Source organism: Corynebacterium sp. 401_CJEI, from assembly GCF_001076435.1.
GTDB classification, from domain to species: domain Bacteria; phylum Actinomycetota; class Actinomycetes; order Mycobacteriales; family Mycobacteriaceae; genus Corynebacterium; species Corynebacterium jeikeium_D.
The window spans coordinates 1-16,634 of record NZ_JVIP01000036.1 but is presented as its reverse complement, the minus strand read 5'-3'; the positions used below and the strand labels follow the sequence as shown (position 1 = coordinate 16,634).

The 16,634-nt window shown below is 58.3% G+C and carries 13 protein-coding genes and 3 tRNA genes; 8 read left to right on the top strand and 8 right to left on the bottom strand.

Annotated elements, in window-relative coordinates; genetic code table 11:
- The first annotated feature begins 300 nt into the window (after window positions 1-300).
- The 5 genes from pstS (at window position 301) to ADM64_RS08030 (ending at window position 5,527) form a co-directional block, all read left to right on the top strand.
- Window positions 301-1,353 carry a phosphate ABC transporter substrate-binding protein PstS gene (gene pstS, locus ADM64_RS08050; RefSeq protein ID WP_049193813.1) on the top strand — a complete coding sequence of 351 codons (1,053 nt, stop codon included), beginning with the start codon at window positions 301-303 and terminating at the stop codon, window positions 1,351-1,353.
- Window positions 1,354-1,589: 236 nt separating this feature from the next.
- A complete protein-coding gene (gene pstC / locus ADM64_RS08045; RefSeq protein ID WP_049181149.1) occupies window positions 1,590-2,633 on the top strand; it encodes a phosphate ABC transporter permease subunit PstC in 1,044 nt (347 codons plus the stop codon).
- 77 nt (window positions 2,634-2,710) lie between these two features.
- The gene (pstA, locus tag ADM64_RS08040) at window positions 2,711-3,604 is read left to right on the top strand and encodes a phosphate ABC transporter permease PstA (protein ID WP_049193812.1); all 894 of its coding nucleotides are present in this window, start codon (window positions 2,711-2,713) and stop codon (window positions 3,602-3,604) included.
- A 48-nt stretch (window positions 3,605-3,652) separates the two neighbouring features.
- Window positions 3,653-4,429, top strand: a complete 777-nt coding sequence (pstB, locus tag ADM64_RS08035; RefSeq protein WP_049193811.1) for a phosphate ABC transporter ATP-binding protein PstB — start codon at window positions 3,653-3,655, stop codon at window positions 4,427-4,429.
- Window positions 4,430-4,696: 267 nt separating this feature from the next.
- Entirely contained in the window at window positions 4,697-5,527 is an 831-nt protein-coding gene (locus tag ADM64_RS08030) for a hypothetical protein (protein WP_049193810.1), read from the top strand.
- Window positions 5,528-5,877: 350 nt separating this feature from the next.
- Here the strand turns inward: ADM64_RS08030 and phoU are convergent, their stop codons facing one another.
- The 6 genes from phoU to ADM64_RS08000 form a co-directional block, all read right to left on the bottom strand.
- Window positions 5,878-6,615, bottom strand: coding sequence for a phosphate signaling complex protein PhoU (gene phoU, locus ADM64_RS08025; protein ID WP_080969597.1), 738 nt, complete (start codon window positions 6,613-6,615; stop codon window positions 5,878-5,880).
- Window positions 6,616-6,705: 90 nt separating this feature from the next.
- Window positions 6,706-7,863, bottom strand: coding sequence for a tRNA dihydrouridine synthase DusB (gene dusB / locus ADM64_RS08020; protein ID WP_049193809.1), 1,158 nt, complete (start codon window positions 7,861-7,863; stop codon window positions 6,706-6,708).
- Between the two features lie 132 nt (window positions 7,864-7,995).
- Complete coding sequence (cydC, locus tag ADM64_RS08015) at window positions 7,996-9,735, bottom strand: thiol reductant ABC exporter subunit CydC (RefSeq protein WP_049193808.1); 1,740 nt, start codon at window positions 9,733-9,735, stop codon at window positions 7,996-7,998.
- The gene (locus ADM64_RS08010) at window positions 9,732-11,282 is read right to left on the bottom strand and encodes an ABC transporter ATP-binding protein/permease (RefSeq protein WP_080985627.1); all 1,551 of its coding nucleotides are present in this window, start codon (window positions 11,280-11,282) and stop codon (window positions 9,732-9,734) included. The genes cydC and ADM64_RS08010 overlap by 4 nt, the downstream gene beginning before the upstream one ends.
- A 29-nt stretch (window positions 11,283-11,311) precedes the next feature.
- Window positions 11,312-12,328: a cytochrome d ubiquinol oxidase subunit II gene (gene cydB, locus ADM64_RS08005; protein ID WP_049193806.1), complete on the bottom strand. Its 1,017-nt coding sequence runs from the start codon at window positions 12,326-12,328 to the stop codon at window positions 11,312-11,314.
- A 19-nt stretch (window positions 12,329-12,347) separates the two neighbouring features.
- Complete coding sequence (locus ADM64_RS08000; RefSeq protein WP_049193804.1) at window positions 12,348-13,937, bottom strand: cytochrome ubiquinol oxidase subunit I; 1,590 nt, start codon at window positions 13,935-13,937, stop codon at window positions 12,348-12,350.
- 218 nt (window positions 13,938-14,155) lie between these two features.
- Here ADM64_RS08000 and ADM64_RS07995 point away from each other — a divergent pair.
- A tRNA-Lys gene (locus tag ADM64_RS07995) sits at window positions 14,156-14,228 on the top strand.
- Between the two features lie 75 nt (window positions 14,229-14,303).
- Here the strand turns inward: ADM64_RS07995 and ADM64_RS07990 are convergent.
- Window positions 14,304-14,834 carry an NUDIX hydrolase gene (locus ADM64_RS07990; protein ID WP_016421372.1) on the bottom strand — a complete coding sequence of 177 codons (531 nt, stop codon included), beginning with the start codon at window positions 14,832-14,834 and terminating at the stop codon, window positions 14,304-14,306.
- Between the two features lie 200 nt (window positions 14,835-15,034).
- On the opposite strand from ADM64_RS07990, the gene ADM64_RS07985 reads away from it, so the two are divergent.
- Window positions 15,035-15,110 (top strand) — tRNA-Glu (locus ADM64_RS07985).
- Window positions 15,111-15,124: 14 nt separating this feature from the next.
- A tRNA-Asp gene (locus tag ADM64_RS07980) sits at window positions 15,125-15,198 on the top strand.
- Between the two features lie 99 nt (window positions 15,199-15,297).
- Here the strand turns inward: ADM64_RS07980 and ADM64_RS07975 are convergent.
- Window positions 15,298-16,482 carry an IS256-like element IS3503 family transposase gene (locus tag ADM64_RS07975; protein WP_049193114.1) on the bottom strand — a complete coding sequence of 395 codons (1,185 nt, stop codon included), beginning with the start codon at window positions 16,480-16,482 and terminating at the stop codon, window positions 15,298-15,300.
- Between the last annotated feature and the right edge of the window lie 152 nt (window positions 16,483-16,634).

Genomic DNA, 16,634 nt, shown 5'->3' with positions numbered 1-16,634 from the left:
GCTAGGGGGGGGCGAGCTTAGCTTTATCTCAGTTTTAGGTGGTTTTCCTCTGGCGCGGGGCAATGATTCTTGTGTTTTTGAGGAGATGCTGTCCAATCCTCAGTGTTTCAGGGGCGCATTTTAGGGCCTCTTACAGGGAAAATGAGGATAAATAAAGAATTACTTGCGCCGTTCACCAATTGTTAATGTTCTGAACAGGTTCCGGTTACTATCGGTAGATAGGTTCAGCGCAGTGGACCGGAGTGTGGCGGTTCCACGTGAACTGTTTCACTCATTGTGTAAAACCCCGGAGGATTTACTGTGCTGAAGAAGAACCGTGCGGCATCCGTCATTGGCCTGGCCGCTGTTGCAAGCCTTACCCTGGCTGCTTGTGCTGAAGGGCCAACGCTGCAGGGCGAGGGCGCTACCTCGCAGCAGCGTGCAATGGACCTGTTCGCCACCAAGTTTGAAGAGGCCGGCTCGACCCTGTCGTACAACGCATCTGGCTCTGGTTCCGGTCAAACTCAGTTCATTGCCGGCACCGTTGCTTTCGCTGGCTCCGACTCTCCGCTGAAGGAGAAGGACGGCAAGGACCAGGTTGCAGAGGCTAAGAAGCGCTGCGATGGTAACGATGCATGGCACCTGCCGATGGTTATCGGTCCGGTTGCCGTTGCCTACAACCTCGAGGGCGTTGATGTCACTCTGACTCCGGCTCTGGTTGCTGAAATCTTCGACGGCAAGATCACCAAGTGGAACGACCCGAAGATTGCTGAGGTCAACAAGGACGCGAAGCTGCCGGAGAAGGACATCAAGGTTGTCTACCGCTCTGAGGAGTCCGGTACTACTGATAACTTCATGAAGTTCCTGAGCGCAGCTGCTCCGGAGCAGTGGAAGCACGAGGCTTCCAAGTCCTTCCCGACTGCTACTGGACAGGGCGCTAACGGCTCGGCTGGTGTTGTCGACGAGGTTTCCAACATCGACGGTGCTATCACCTACGTTGAGGCTGGTTTCGCTAAGGACAAGGACCTGGGCATTGCCAAGATGGACTTTGGCCATGGCCCGGTTGAGCTGAACAACGACACCGTCGGTAAGGCTCTGGATTCCGTCACGTTCAAGACTGAGGGTCACGACATGGTTGTTGACACCGACGCTCTGTTCGCAATGGATGAGAATGGCGCTTACCCGCTGATTCTGACCACCTACGAAATCGTCTGCTCCGCTGGTTACGACGAGGAGACTCGTGACCTGGTTAAGAGCTTCCTGAAGGTTGTTCTGGAAGAGGGCCAGGGCCCAGAGCTCGAAGAGCGGGGTTACATCCCGGTTCAGGGTGAGTTCAAGGACAAGTTGTCCGCAGCGGTTGACGCTATCAAGTAATTCGTTGCGCGCAACGCGGGTGAAAGCAGAGTTGGCTCTGTTGTTACCCGATTGGCGCGAGGATTACTTCAGCCGGCCACGCAGATTTGAGCTGTAGGCCGAAAACCTGACGTAGACCGGTTGGCTTTATATATCGACACCTCAGTTGATTGGGTACCGCTCGTAGAGGGGTACTGAGGCCAATCGGTCTTCATGTGCGTTGAAGCACAAATCACTTCTACTTAGGAAATGAGATCATGAGTTCCTCGACTCCCATTGAAGGGAAGCAGGAGGCTGTAGACAGCAGTCTGTTGCAGTCCTCAGCACCGCAGGTGGATTCCTCCGGCGACGAGAGCTCGGAAGAGCAAGCCATTCAGTCCGGCGTTGTTCGTCCTGGTGACCGAATCTTCAAGATTCTGGCGGTAGGATCTTCCGCATTGGTGACTGCTGCCATCATCGCAATTGCAGTGTTCCTGCTCCTGCGCGCAGTTCCGGCAATGTCCCGTAACGAAGCGAACTTCTTCACCTACACCGAACGATGGAACCTGGCGGATACCTCCGCCATGTACTTCGGTATTCCGAACATGTTTCTGGTGACCGTCGCGGTTTCCATCCTGGCGCTGATTCTGGCGATGCCGGTTGCGCTGGGTATTGCCATCTTCCTGACTGCCTATGCTCCAAAGAAGATGGTCAAGCCGCTGGGCTACCTCGTGGATTTGCTGGCCGCAGTGCCGTCGATTGTTTACGGTCTGTGGGGTTTTATGGCTCTCGGTCCGGCATTGGCCGGTCTGTACGGGTGGTTGGCTAAGACACTGGGCTTTATCCCGATGTTTGCCCTGTACCCAAACTCGCCGGCCTTCGAGACTGGTCGAAACCTCTTCACCGGTGGCATTGTGCTGGCAATTATGATTCTGCCGGTTATCGCGGCTACCACCCGCGAGGTCTTTGTTCAGACCCCGCGTGGTCACATTGAGGCATCGCTGGCTCTCGGTGCGACCCGTTGGGAGATGGTCAAGCTGGCCATTCTGCCATTCGGTCGTTCTGGCTTTATCTCCGGCTCGATGCTGGGTCTGGGACGTGCCCTCGGTGAGACGATGGCTCTGTACCTCGTAATCTCTCCGTCTTCGGCATTCCGTGGTTCGCTTTTCGACGGCGGTACCACCTTCGCAACCGCAATTGCCAATGCGGCACCGGAGTTCAATGACAACCTCAAGGCCGGCGCATACATGTCCGCAGGTTTGGTGCTGTTCTTGCTGACCTTCGTGGTCAACTCCGCAGCCCGAATCATTGCGAAGAAGTAGCAAGGTCGTAGGAAAAGAAACGAGAAGTAACAATGACTAGTTCAACTACTGATTCTTCGCCTCACGGCCCCGCAGACATGGTCCCCACCACGGAGTCGGCATTCACCCAGATTAAGGGTTCCCGCAAGGTAGCGGACAACGTCTCCACGGTCCTCATTTACTTCTGCATGGCTCTTGCCCTGATCCCGCTGGTGTGGGTTCTCTTTGAGCTTGTCGTCCGAGGTACCCCGTCACTGCTGAGTGGTGAGTGGTGGACTGCTTCCCAGCGCGGTGTCACCCTTGGTGCATCTGCCGGTGGTGTTGCTCACGCAATCGTCGGTACCTTGGTTCAGGCTCTGGTCACAACTCTCATGACCGTGCCATTCGGTATCTTCGTCGCTATCTACTTGGTCGAGTACGCAGGTAACTCCCGCTTGGGCAAGGTCACCACCTTCATGGTCGACATCCTCTCCGGTGTGCCGTCGATTGTTGCGTCGCTGTTCATCTACTCGATGTGGGTGGTCATGTTTGGCATGAGCCGTTCCGGTTTCGCCGTCTCGCTAGCGCTGGTTCTGCTGATGCTGCCAATCGTTGTCCGCAACACCGAGGAAATGCTGCGCATCGTTCCGCACGAGTTGCGTGAAGCCTCTTACGCTCTGGGTGTTCCGAAGTGGAAGACCATTTTGAAGATCGTGCTCCCGACCGCACTGTCGGGCATCGTCACCGGCATCATGCTGGCCGTCGCCCGCGTCATGGGTGAGTCCGCACCGATGCTGATCCTGGTTGCAACCTCACGAATCATCACCTATAACCCGTTCGGCCAGTCGCAGTCCTCACTGCCGCTGTTCATGCTGGACATGTACAAGGCCGGTAATACCGGTGCGGCATTCGACAAGATGTGGGGCGCAGCGCTCACGCTGGTTCTCATCATTGCCCTCATCAATATCCTGGCGCGCGTCATATCCGCCAAGTTCTCCGTCAAGAGCAGTTAATGCTGGGCGCCTAACGTCCGCTATTTCAAGGAAGGTTTTTGAAAGACCATGGCTAAGCGCCTAGACCTTAACGATGTCAACATCTACTACGGCGATTTCCACGCTGTGCAGAACGTCGACCTGCACGTCCCGCCGCGTTCTGTTACCGCATTCATTGGCCCGTCCGGCTGTGGTAAGTCCACCGTGCTCCGTTCGCTGAACCGTATGCACGAGGTCATCCCGGGTGCCTACGTCACTGGCGAGGTGCTTCTCGACGGCGAAAACATCTATGGCCCGAAGATTGACCCGGTCTCCGTTCGTAACACCATCGGTATGGTGTTCCAGCGTCCGAACCCGTTCCCGACCATGTCCATCGAGGACAATGTCGTGGCTGGCCTGAAGTTGGCCGGTGTTAAGAACAAGGCTCGTCTCCAGGAGGTTGCCGAGAAGTCCCTGCGCGGCGCCAACCTCTGGGATGAGGTGAAGGACCGCCTGGACAAGCCGGGCGGTGGCCTCTCCGGTGGTCAGCAGCAGCGTCTGTGCATCGCACGCGCAATTGCAGTTGAGCCGGAAGTTCTGCTGATGGACGAGCCGTGTTCCGCACTGGACCCGATTTCCACCCTGGCAATCGAGGACCTGATTCACGAGCTGAAGGAAGAATTCACCATCGTCATCGTGACCCACAACATGCAGCAGGCAGCTCGTGTGTCCGATCAGACCGCATTCTTCTCCCTCGAGGCAACCGGTAAGCCGGGTCGCCTGGTCGAGGTTGGCCCGACCAAGAAGATCTTCGAGAATCCGGACAAGAAGGAAACCGAGGACTACATCTCCGGTCGCTTCGGCTAAACGCTTTGCGTATGCCGTAAGAAGCAAAAAGAAAGAGCCCCGTACTTCACGCGTCTTCACGCGAGGTACGGGGTTCTTTTTGTTGTTGCAGTTTATGAGATTGCTGTTTGTTTCGGTGTGGGGCCGGGGGTGAAAATAATGTTTGTTTTGGGGCGGAATTGTCTGTTTGTTATCGGGCGGGGTAATCTTCCGAAGACGCAATCGAGCGTCCCCCGGAAAACTGTAGAGGGATCTGGGTAAATATATTTACATAGGAGTTATTCAATTATGGATAACCAGCAAAACGCGCAGTTCAATCCTCAGTTTTCCCCTGTGGGTGAGCAATCTTGGCCAGTAATCGCCGAAGAGAAAGCGCCGAAGCCAATTGTCGGTTACATTGCACTTGTAGTTGCGATTATTGGTTTACTCGGTTGTATCCCGGGGGCTTTGATTATTGGTTGGGTGGCGCTACCGGTTGCATTTATTTTATCGGTCGTCGGACTGTTTCAGCGCGCAACTACCAAAAAACCAGCTCTTATCGCTCTGATTCTTTCTGTGTTGGGATTGCTCATTGCGCCAATTGTATTTGTTTCTTCGGTAGGCAATGCCGTGGATGATGCGTTCAATCGGGATACGACTGCCTCTAGCCCGGATGGAAGCAAATCTGATTCTTCCGATTCTGGTGCTGCGGGCAGTAGTCGGGAGAATCCGTTGCCGATTGGAACGACCATCGAAAGTGAGCAGTGGGCCATTACTATCGATAGCGTAAATCTAAACGCTAACGATGAGGTTCTGGCGGAAAATCAGTTCAATGACCCTGCTCCAGAGGGGTTTGTATACGGACTTGTGCATGTTACTGCAAAGTACAAGGGGAATGACCCTCAGGGGCAGAGTTCCTGGCTTGGTATTAATTATGTAACTGCAGGTGGCCAAACCACGGACGAAACGGAGCTTTGGGCGGTGGCGCCTGACGAGTTTGACACCCTCGAGACGGTGTATGAGAACGGCGAAATCGCAGGTAACGTGGTAATCGTTGTGCCCATTGATGGGGCAGATCAGGGAGTTCTGGCAGTCACCCCAGATTTAATGTCAAAGAAGTCTTTTGTTGCTGTCTCTTGAGTAGCGGCTGTCTCTTGGGTCGCGGGGATGGACACGATATAAGAATCGGCATTCTCCAGACATCTAACGCGAAAAGTAATCGCACAAACAGTTACTGACTAGGTTTATGTCAGATGAATAGCGTTTACTCGCAGTAAAGTGTCATAAACCTAGTCAGTTTCTCGGGCTGGGGCAGTGTTTGGCTGGGGAGGTGTTTAGCCTGGTGAGGCTTAAAAACGGCTCCACTCCGGCCTAAAAACCCGCGCCCCAGGCCAGCAGCCACCCCCAACATCTCTACAGCTCAGCCCAACACCCAGCCCCGCCCAGCAGCCCTACAGCCCAGCCTCCCAACAGCCTGCAGCTTCACGGACCTACATACGCAGGTGACGCTCCAAGGCCTGCAGGCGTTGGTTAAAGCTGCGCTGGTCGCGCTCATCCTCGAGCTTGTCCAGGTAGACATCGCGCTTGTAACCGGTGGCCAGGTAAATAATCCGGGCGGCAACCTCGACAGCGTGATCCGCGTAACGCTCGTAGAAGCGGCTCAGTAGAGTGACATCCACTGTCTGCGCAGGGGAGTGCGGCCAATTATCGTCGTTGGTCAGCGTAAACAGGTGCTGGTGAATGTCATCGATGCTGTCATCGGTCTTATCCAAGGCCAATGCCTGGTCAACGTCGTAGTCGATGAGCACCTGACGGGTTTCGTGCGTCATCTGTTCAGATACGGAGGCCATCTCGCGGAAGAACCCCTCCACGGGCTCTGGTAGTGCCTTGTTCGGGTGGCGACGCCGGGCAACGTTGGCAATATGCACACTCAATGCGCCCATGCGGGAGATGTCCTCGACAATGTAGAGGCCACTGACAATCTGTCGGAGATCACCAGCCACAGGAGCTTCGCGGGCCAACAGCTCGAAGGCTCGCTGCTCCGCATCCTGGCGCAGGTCCTCGAGAGAATCAATCTGGGAAAGAACTGTTTCAGCCGAGACCAAATCAGCCTCGAAGAGGGCCTTGTTCGCAAGCTTGTGCATGGAGCCAACTCGGTCACACATCACAATCAGGCTGTGAGCCAAGTTGTCCATTTGTTCTCGGTAGACAGTGCGCATGCGTTCCATAGTAGGCAATCCTCAACAACGTCGCGCGTTAGTGGGGAGCCCCCAATTACCCCTCGTAAAGTTATGTAAACACTCGCTCAGAACCGAAGCTTAGCCACCGGAGTGCATAATCTCCGCGCCCTCGGGCACGGTGTCGTCCTCCGGGTCGTCCAGCCAGCCCTCCGGCAAGACCACCTTTGCAGGGGACCCCTGTCGGCCGCGGGCGCCGTCGGCGTCCTCCGGGCGGGCGTGGGCGCTGGGGCCGTCGTAAAGCGGTGCGAGAATCTCGTCGAGCGTTGCCAGCGAATCGACGCGCGCAAGAGACTTCCGCACCTCACTGCCGGCAGGGTATCCCCGCAGGTACCAGGCAATGTGCTTGCGCAGGTCGCGGCAGCCCTTACGCTCGCCCTCGTGCTCCACGAGCAGTTCCGCGTGACGACGGATAATCCCCGCGACCTCACCAAATGTTGGTGCCGGCGGCACTTCTTCGCCACGCAGCTCGGCGGACAACTGCGCGAACAGCCACGGGCGGCCAAGGCAGCCGCGACCGACGACGACACCGTCGCAGCCGGTCTCGTCGAGCATTTTGCGGGCATCGGTGGAGGCGAAGATATCGCCGTTGCCAAGCACTGGGATATCGCTGAAGCCGGAGTCGACCATGTGCTCCTTCAGCCGCGCGATCTGCGACCAGTCAGCGTGGCCGGAGTAGCGCTGCGCTGCAGTGCGGGCGTGCAGAGCCACAGCCTGGGCGCCCATCTCGGCGGCGATGCGGCCGGCGTCGAGGTGCGTGTGGTGCTCGTCATCGATGCCGACGCGGAACTTCACGGTCACCGGGATGTCCGTGCCCTCCGTGGCCTTGACCGCTGCGGCGACGATGTTGCCGAAGAGGCGACGCTTATATGGCAGCGCCGAGCCGCCGCCCTTGCGGGTGACCTTTGGTACCGGGCAACCGAAGTTCATGTCGATGTGGTCGGCGAGGTTTTCGTCGACGATCATCTTCGCGGCCTCGTAGGTCCACTTCGGGTCAGTGGTGTAGAGCTGCAGGCTGCGGGGGTTCTCGTCGGGCGCGAAGGTGGTCATGTGCATGGTCTTTTCATTGCGTTCGACCAATGCGCGGGCGGTGACCATCTCGCAGACGTAGAGACCGGAGACCGTGCCTGTACGCTGCAGCTCCTGCTCGCGGCACAGCGTGCGGAATGCCACGTTGGTGATACCGGCCATCGGCGCGAGTACCACGGGGGAGGCGAGCTCAAAGGGGCCGATGTGCATGTGCGCGGACGTGGCATCGGCGGGTGTGGCGGCACTGAGTGGACTCGTGGAGGTATCTAACACGTACAGTATTGTGTCACGCTGAACTGCCGTTTTCGAATCTGTTTTATCTGGCAGATCGGATCGCCCCGGTTAGCGCTGCGTCCGCGGATGCCTGACGACGATCACCGTTCGGCGCCCCCTCCCACCGGGCAGGTCGGTGGTATTGCGGAGAATTTCCAGGATGTGACTCGACTCCTCGTCGAGGTGTTCAGTGGGCTCGTCGAGAAGCAAAATTGGCGCTGTGCTGACAAGCGCACGGGTGAGAATGAGCCTGCGTCGCTGACCACCCGAGAGACTGTCCGCGCCGCTGTCCAGAATCGTGTCCAGGCCGTCGGGTGCGGCATTGACCCAATTGCGCAGGCCCACGGCGTCCAGTACGGAGTAAATGTCCTCGTCGCTGACCTGCGGGTTACCAATAGAGATGTTGTCCCGCACCGTCGTGGCGAAGATATGCTCATCCTCGGCGACGAAGCGCACCAGGTCGCACTGCTCCGTGTTTACGTGGGGCTCTCCGGCACTTGCCGCACTGCGCCACAGCTCACGTCCGTCTCCGTCAATGATAGTCACCGTGCCCGCAACCGGCGGGATTTGTCCGGCGATTGTTTTCAGCAGCGTGGTCTTTCCGCTTCCCGACGGCGCCGTGATCTCCCGGTAGTCGCCAAAGGTGACCTCGAAGTTTTGCATCGGCAGTTGAGCTGGCTGGGCAGCGGGCCCTTCCGCAGTATTCGAGCTGTTGTCGTCGGGGTAGCCCACGATCAAGTCTTGAACCTGCAGAGTTGGCCGAACCGTCAGGTGGTTCTGAGCGAGCGGGGACGTGTGGATTGGCGCTGTGGGGACTGGGGCTGAGCGCATGGCATCCGCTTCCCCTGATTCACTCGCACTTGACGCGAGCGTCAGCAAGGCTTCCCTCGATTGCGCCAGTGTTTGCGCAGCAGCTGGCAGCGGACCAACCGACTCAAAAGCCGCCAGCGGCACCAGAACCAGAACCGTCAGCCACTCGGGAGAGTGCAGCAAACCGCCGCCAGCGCCCCCGGCCGAATCCGTCACTAACCACGACGCTACGACCACGGTCAGGACAGCGGTCAACACGCTAGCCGCGGTGCTCAGTGCGGAGGCGCGGGCATTTGCTCGACCTGCGGCGTCATCGATGGCCGCAACCGTTTTGCTGGAGGATGACGCGGCAGAGACTGCCTCATCCAACTGGCCGTGGATACGCAGGCCGGCGGCGTCGGAAAGCAGCGCTTCGACGGCAGCGGCATGCGACTGAAGCGCGGCCGCGCGACGCTGACTTGAGCGCGCAGTGGTGCGATACGTCAGGTAAGGAGCAACACCGCCGGCCAGAAGCAGTCCCACCGCCAGGAGAACCGCAGCGGCAGGCGAGAGTAGAGCCACAAAAATGACGGCGATGAGAGAGGTCATCAGCGCCACCAATGCGGGCACTATTGATCGCACGACGGCATCGGCAAGTGCGTCAATATTCGCCCCAAGCGCTGTGACAATATCGGAACGCTCACGCAGCGCCAGCGTACGGTCGGCCACGAAATGCTCCCATAGCTTCACGCGCGAGCGCTCGGCGGTGCGCAACGCCACATCGTGGGAGACCAACCGGTCGAGGTATCGAAACGCAGCTCGCGAAATACCCAGCGCGCGCACAGACGTCACCGCCAAGGTGATGTCCATCAGCGGTGGCATCTGCCAAGAACGCGTAATCAGCCACGCCGACACCACGGTCAGACTCAGCGCGGACAGCAGCGTGATGGTGCCCGCCAACACCGGCCAAACCAGGTCGCGGGGTTTCACCAGGCGACGAAGCGCTTGCAGAGTAGTCATCGCGACTGCACCTCCACCACGCCGTCGGCGGCCGCAATCAACAGCGGATCATGGCTGGTGGCAATCACTGTGGCTCCGCGCCGGGCACGTGCGTGCAGGAGCCTAATCACGGACTGCGCACTGTCGGCATCCAGGTGAGCTGTCGGTTCATCGAGGAGGACGAGGTCGCGGGTGTCGTCGGCAAGCTCGCGCCGAAGCGCCTCCCGCTGACGTTGCCCGAGCGAGCGCCGCGAATTGTCTCCCACCGTCGCTGCGTCCAACACTGGGCGCTGGGGCAGCCACGCGATGCGCCGCAGCAGATCCTGGTCACGGAGAATGCGCTGGCCGTCGCGAATAGTTACGGAGCCTTCCAACCCCTCGTGCACGATGCCGGCGACCGCAAGCAGCGCTGTCGTCTTGCCCACGCCGTTCGGCCCCGCCAGCACCGTCACCGTGCCCGGCCGCGCGATGGCGCTTAATTCACTTGGCCGCACGCCGTCTCGCCCCGGCGCGGAAAGACGTTCGAACACGACTGTGGGTGCGCTGGGGACACTGCTTGACGACGTTCCTTCGGCCGTTCCCTCCACAGTTTCAGAGATGGTGTCTGTGGAGTTTGGAGTCTGGCCAGCGTCCTTGTCTAACAGTTCCGTGACTTCGGTGGCAGCGACCACACCGTCCTGGGCGGCGTGGAATTTCTGGCCAACCTGGCGCACCGGGCCATAGATTTCTGGGGCGATGATGAGCACTGCCAGGCCGGTTGCCAGCGTCATGTGGCCTCCCAGAAGTCGGAAACCGATGCCGACGGCGATGAGGGCGATTGACAGGGTGGTGAGGAATTCCAGGACCGACGCGGATAGGAAAGCGATGCGCAGGACCTCCATGGTGGATTTCCGGTGGCGGGTCGACAGGCGCTTGATTTCCTCGCTGGGGGTGTCGGCCATGTTGTGCGCTTTGAGCGTTGGCAGGCCGATGACCAGGTCGAGAATCTGACCACGCACCGTGCCGATGTCGGCCAGACGGCGTTCTGTGCGGCCCTCAGTGAGGCGACCTACCAGCCACATGAACAGCGGAATAAGAGGCAGCGTGACAACCGCGATGGCAACCGATGGGAGGTCCAACCATGCGACTGCGACCAATGCCATCGGGGTAGCCAGCGCTGCGGCCACCAGTGCGGGGAGGAAGTCCGCCACGTAGACGGCCACACCATCGAGCCCGACCGAAAGCAATGCGCGCCAGTGCGCGGTGTCGACAGTGCGAGGATCGCGCAGAGCCAGGGCTCGCAGTGCCCGGCTGCGCAGGTCTGTGGCCACGCGTGCACCCGCAGATTGGCCGAAACGCACGAGCGCGTAGGAGCAGGCCACCCGAACGAGTACAGCGGCCGTGGCTATCAGCGCGAATAATGTCCAATTAGGAGTTGCCTCACCCAGAACCTGCGCCGTAATAGTGCCGATCGCCAGCCCCAACGCGATTGTGGCACCTGTGCTCGCGGCGGTCAGTGCGCCCGCGAAAATGACCCAACGCCAGGCTGGGGCCGACAGCTTGAATAGTTTCGGATCGACAGGTGCCACTTTTTAGAAACTAACCTCCAACGGACGGTCTACTGCGAGACCTTACGTTCAGCCATCAACCGCTTGCGGAATACCCAGTATGTCCACGCCTGGTAGGCAATCACCAGTGGGGTAATCACCAGCGCGGTCCAGGTCATGATTTTCAGCGTGTAAGGGTTAGAGGCGGAATTCCAGATATCGAGGGAAACGCCGTCGGCAAGCGTCGTCGGCATCAGATACGGGTACATGGCGCCGAAGACAACGGTGGTGACGGCGACTACGGTGACCGCGGTTGCGGAAAAAGCGATGCCATCGCGGTTGCCTACGGTTGCGGAGATGGCAATGACCAACCCCGCGACGGCGATGACGACAACAGCCCACAGCCAGGTCTTTCCGTAGCCCAGCTGTGTCCAGATGAGGAACACGCCGCCAAATATCAGCGCCGACAGTGCCGGAATTCGAGCGGCGTTGCCGACCTCGTCGCGTAGCTTGCCGGCGGTCTTCAGCCGCAGGAACGTAACTGCGTGAAGAGCGAACACAGCCGCAAACGCAATCCCGCCGACCAGGGCGTACGGGTTCAGCAACCCGAGCAGGGTACTAAAGCCGGAGTCCAAGTTCTTGTCGGCATTCAGCGGGACACCACGCACCAGGTTCGCGACCGCTACGCCCCACAGAATCGGCGGCAACCAGGAGCCGAAGATGATTGCGCGGTCGCACCAGGCGCGCCAGTGCTCATCGTTGACTTTGAAGCGCCATTCCAGCCCGACGATACGGACAATCAACGCCACCAGAATCAGGAAGAGCGGCAGGTAGAAGCCGGAAAACATAGACGCATACCATTCCGGAAACGCCGCGAAGAGCGCGCCGCCAGCGGTAATTAGCCACACTTCGTTGCCGTCCCATACCGGCCCGATAGTTCCGAGCATCGCTTTACGACGCGGTTCATCGCGGCCAACGAACGGCAGCAGCATTCCGACGCCGAAGTCAAAGCCCTCGAGAAGGAAGTAGCCGGCGAACAGGAACGCGATCAGGACAAACCACAAAACGGGAAGATCTAATCCGAACATGTCAGAGATACATCCTTATCTACTTTGTGTCCTCAGTCGCGGAGACTTCGGAGTCGGGGCTGGCAGCGGACTGGGCATGGACCTTGTTGAATCGAACCGGAGACGAGATGATCGCGCCCAGATTGGTAGCGATTGGTGACGACGGGCCAGCGTGCTCGGGGTCATTGCCGATGGCGTTGATAGCCTCAGCGGATTCGGTCGGAGGTCCGGCAATAACTGCGCGGCGAATCAACCAGAACCACACCACTGCCAAAATCAGGTAGAGCAGGGTAAAGCCCACCAGGGTGATAATCACCGTGGCCGGTGCGTGGTCGGACACACCCATATCGACGGTCATGCGAATCAGCTCGGTGCGCGGGTCGCCCGCGTGATCCGGGTTCGGGTGCACAATCCAGGGCTGACGGCCCATCTCCGTAAAGATCCAGCCAGCGCTGCTGGCCAAGAACGGGAACGGAATCGCGAGGATACTGCAAGCGGCGAAAATGCGGGCTCGCTTGCCCGTCGGCACGCGCCCCTTGCGAGTAAATAGCCAAGCGAAAAACGCGATAGCCAGAGAACCGACCATGAGCCCAATCATGGCGCGGAAAGACCAGTATGTGACGAACAGATTCGGAGAGTAATTGCCTGGGCCGAAGACCGCCTCAGCTTTTTCTTGCAGGTCCTGCACGCCCTGGAGCGTGACGCCACTGAACTTGCCCTCGGCCAGGAAAGGCAGCACCCATGGCACCTCGATGAGATGCAGCACCGAGTCGCAATTGTTGTGCGTACCGACGGTCAGAACCGAGAACATTGGATCTGTCTGCGTGTGGCACAGGGACTCGGCCGATGCCATCTTCATCGGCTGCTGCTCGAACATAAGCTTGGCCTGGATATCGCCGGTGATAAACACCGCCAGCGAGCTGAGCACAGTTGTCCAGAGCCCGACCTTCATGGACTTGCGGAACGTCCGCTCGTGGACACTATCGCGCTGACCACCACGGCGGCTCTGAACCAGCCACCAGCCACTGACACCGACAACGAGCGTGCCGGCGGTAAGGAAAGAGCTGGCTACGGCATGCGGGAAAGCTGCTAGGGCGGTCGAGTTCGTCAGCAATGCGCCAAAGTCTGTCAGCTCTGCGCGGCCGGTTTCCGGGTTGTAGACCGCACCCACAGGATGCTGCATGAACGAATTGGCGACGATGATGAAATACGCCGAGATATTCACCGCAATGGCGACAATCCAAATCGAGAGCGTGTGCATCCAGGTGGGGATACGCCCCCAGCCGAAAATCCATAGGCCCAGGAAGGTGGATTCCAGGAAGAACGCGATGAGTCCTTCAAGAGCCAGCGGGCCGCCGAAGACATCACCGATCATGCGGGAGTACTCCGACCAGTTCATACCGAACTGGAATTCCTGGACGATACCCGTGGCTACGCCCATGGCGAAGTTAATAATGAAGATGGTGCCGAAAAATCGTGTCGCTCGGTACCAGAGGTCATTTTTCGTCGTGGCCCACAGTGTCTGCATGAGCGCGACGAGCGGAGCTAGACCAATTGTCAGCGGGACAAAAATGAAGTGGTAGACGGTGGTTATGCCAAATTGCCAACGAGATATATCGACGACATCCATGTTTCCTCGACTGAAAAAAGTAGACATAAACGATGCGTGTACTCCGACGGATTTGTCGAAGCCTGCATCAAGTGTCCGCAGTATTCCTGCTTATTAATTCAGTCGGACAGGAGGGGTAAAAAGTTCCGGGGCGTGAACTTATCGACGCGGGCAGGGCAAAACTCGCGGAGGGCAATTATTAAAAACAAGCGCGTAATTGCTAGGCTATTTTGTTGCGCGGGCCTTTAGCTCAGCTGGTAGAGCTACGGACTTTTAATCCGCAGGTCGCGGGTTCGAGCCCCGCAGGGCCCACAAGCACGCAAAACCCCAGGTTATTAACGGCCTGGGGTTTTGTCGTATCTTGCCTGCATTTGCTCTCCGCGGTACCTATTTTTCCCGCTTGTGGTAGCCCATCCGTGGCTTGAAGCCCGCCGGGTGCTTGAGCTGCGCCACTGCATCGGCGACTATCAAGCGGAAGCGTGGCTTCATCGGTGGCATCTGTGAGATCTGGAACCATCCGACATCAGTGGATTCATCATCAGCGACATAGGGGACGTCGTCGCCAACAACACTGCAGCGCATGGAGATATCCAGATATGAGGCAACATCGCCGTTGAGGTGTTCGATAGGGCCAACGGCGCCAGTGCCAAGCAGGGCCTCAACTGTGACATCGAGTCCCGTTTCTTCCTTTACCTCTCGCACGGCGGCGTCGTGAGGCTGCTCGTCCGGGTCGATAATTCCGGTGACTGGGGTCCATTCACCATTATCGGAGCGACGAACCAGCAAGACCTCGGGCAAGGCGTACATCGGTGCATTCGGCGGAACATCGCGAATGACGATAGCCGTGACACCGGGGAGCCAGAGCGGAGCGTGGCCCACTTTTTCGCGGAGCTGAACAATGAAATCCGGAATTGCCATAGTTGCGAGCTTATCTGAGTACTAGTAGCGTCCGCGGAAATAGTAAGAAACTCCAGTTCAACCGTAGATTTTGGGAAAAGGGTACTTATCCTCTATAGTTCTTTACGTTGCTAAGAGCGCGCGCAATTGCAATGTTCATACACTGCAGATGTACGCGGAATATGCCATTGAGTGGCCAACTCTTTGCAGCGTTAAGTCGGGCTCCCATCGTCTAGAGGCCTAGGACTCCGCCCTTTCACGGCGGCAACACGGGTTCGAATCCCGTTGGGAGTACCACTAAAAATCATGATGGCCCTGTGGCGCAGTTGGTTAGCGCGCCGCCCTGTCACGGCGGAGGTCGCGGGTTCAAGTCCCGTCAGGGTCGCAATTCTAAACGCCAGTTCCGGTTGGAGCTGGCGTTTTTTGCTTTTGGTTAGTGGTGGGTTAAGTAAAGAAAAGTGTGTCTTTTCCGGGCGTGTTGCGGTTATTTGATCCAGCCTTTTTGGATGCCGAGGTTGTGTTGGTAGCTGGTGTCGATGGCGGTGTCGTATTCTGCTGGTGCACCGATGTCATTGGTAGTGGCTGTGGTGTTGTGGGTGATCAGGTCTGTTGCTGTGGAAAGTGCGTCTTGACCCCATCGTTGGTCCCTGGCGATCTTGACCGGATCGTCAGGGACTTCTGTATGTAGATACAGCCACCAATCCATCACTGTGCGTTGATGCGGTAGTGATAGTCCGCGGTGTCTGCGGGCTAGTTCTTTTATGGGGGCGTTGATGCCACCTTCGAGGCTGTTTGTTGTTGCTGCAAGGTTGTCGGGGTCGATGGTTGTTGGTGGGGGTTGCAGGTAGGTAAACAGCAGGTCTCTGCGGTGCAGAGATAGCAATGATTGATAGGCCGCTCGGACGCGTTGGTGGGTGTAGACCTTGGTGTAGGCGCCGGTAACGGGGTCTTTGATGGTGGTTTTCTCGTTCATCCATTCCCGGTAGGTGTGGTCGAATTCGTGCAGGTGGGCGACCCATGTGGATGCTTGGTCAAGGTCGGTGATGCGAGTGAGTTTCAGGGCTAGGCGGTAGAGGGTTTTGCCGGCATCGGTGCGGGGGTTGCTGGTGGTGTGGCGGCAGACTGTTCGTTGGGCGTGGACGAGGCAGCGTTGGATGCGTGTTGTTGGCCAGCAGTGGTGGATGGCTGATTGGGCACCTTGTCCGCCGTCTGTGACTGCGATTAGTGGTGCGGCAATGGGGCGTAGGAGTTCGGTGTAGGCGGCGGTGGTTTCGTGTCTGGCCCAGGTCCAGTTGATGACGTGGGTTTTACTGGCTGCGATCAGGAGGCATCCGGACTTTAGATAGGTCGCGTCGAGGAAGATTTGGTCATGGATGCGGAATGAGTCGATGGTGGGTGTGGGGATGATCCACCAGCACCATCGGAATCGGTGGTGCATGGTTTGCCTGGTTACGCCATGGTGTGCGGCGAAGGTGGTTAGAGATTGGGTGCCGGTGGCCCATTGGATGAACAAAGCCATGGTGGCGGTGTTTTTGTTGTGGGTTTGGGTGTTGCGGGTAAAGGAGTGTCCGCAGTGGGTGCAGCGCCAACGGGTGGTTGATTTGCTGGTGGTGCCGTTTTTCTTTGTGTTGTTGCCGCATAGTGGGCAGCTGGGGCGGTTGGTGGTCATCCTTTAATCCAACCGGTGTGCGGTTAGCACAAATGTGGCCGGAGGTGCGGGATGGTGTGGGTAATAGCTTTCGGGGAGCTATTCTTTGGTGATTTGTGGTGTGTGGTCTGGGGTTATGGTGGCATGCGGACACACTTTTCTTTACTTAACCC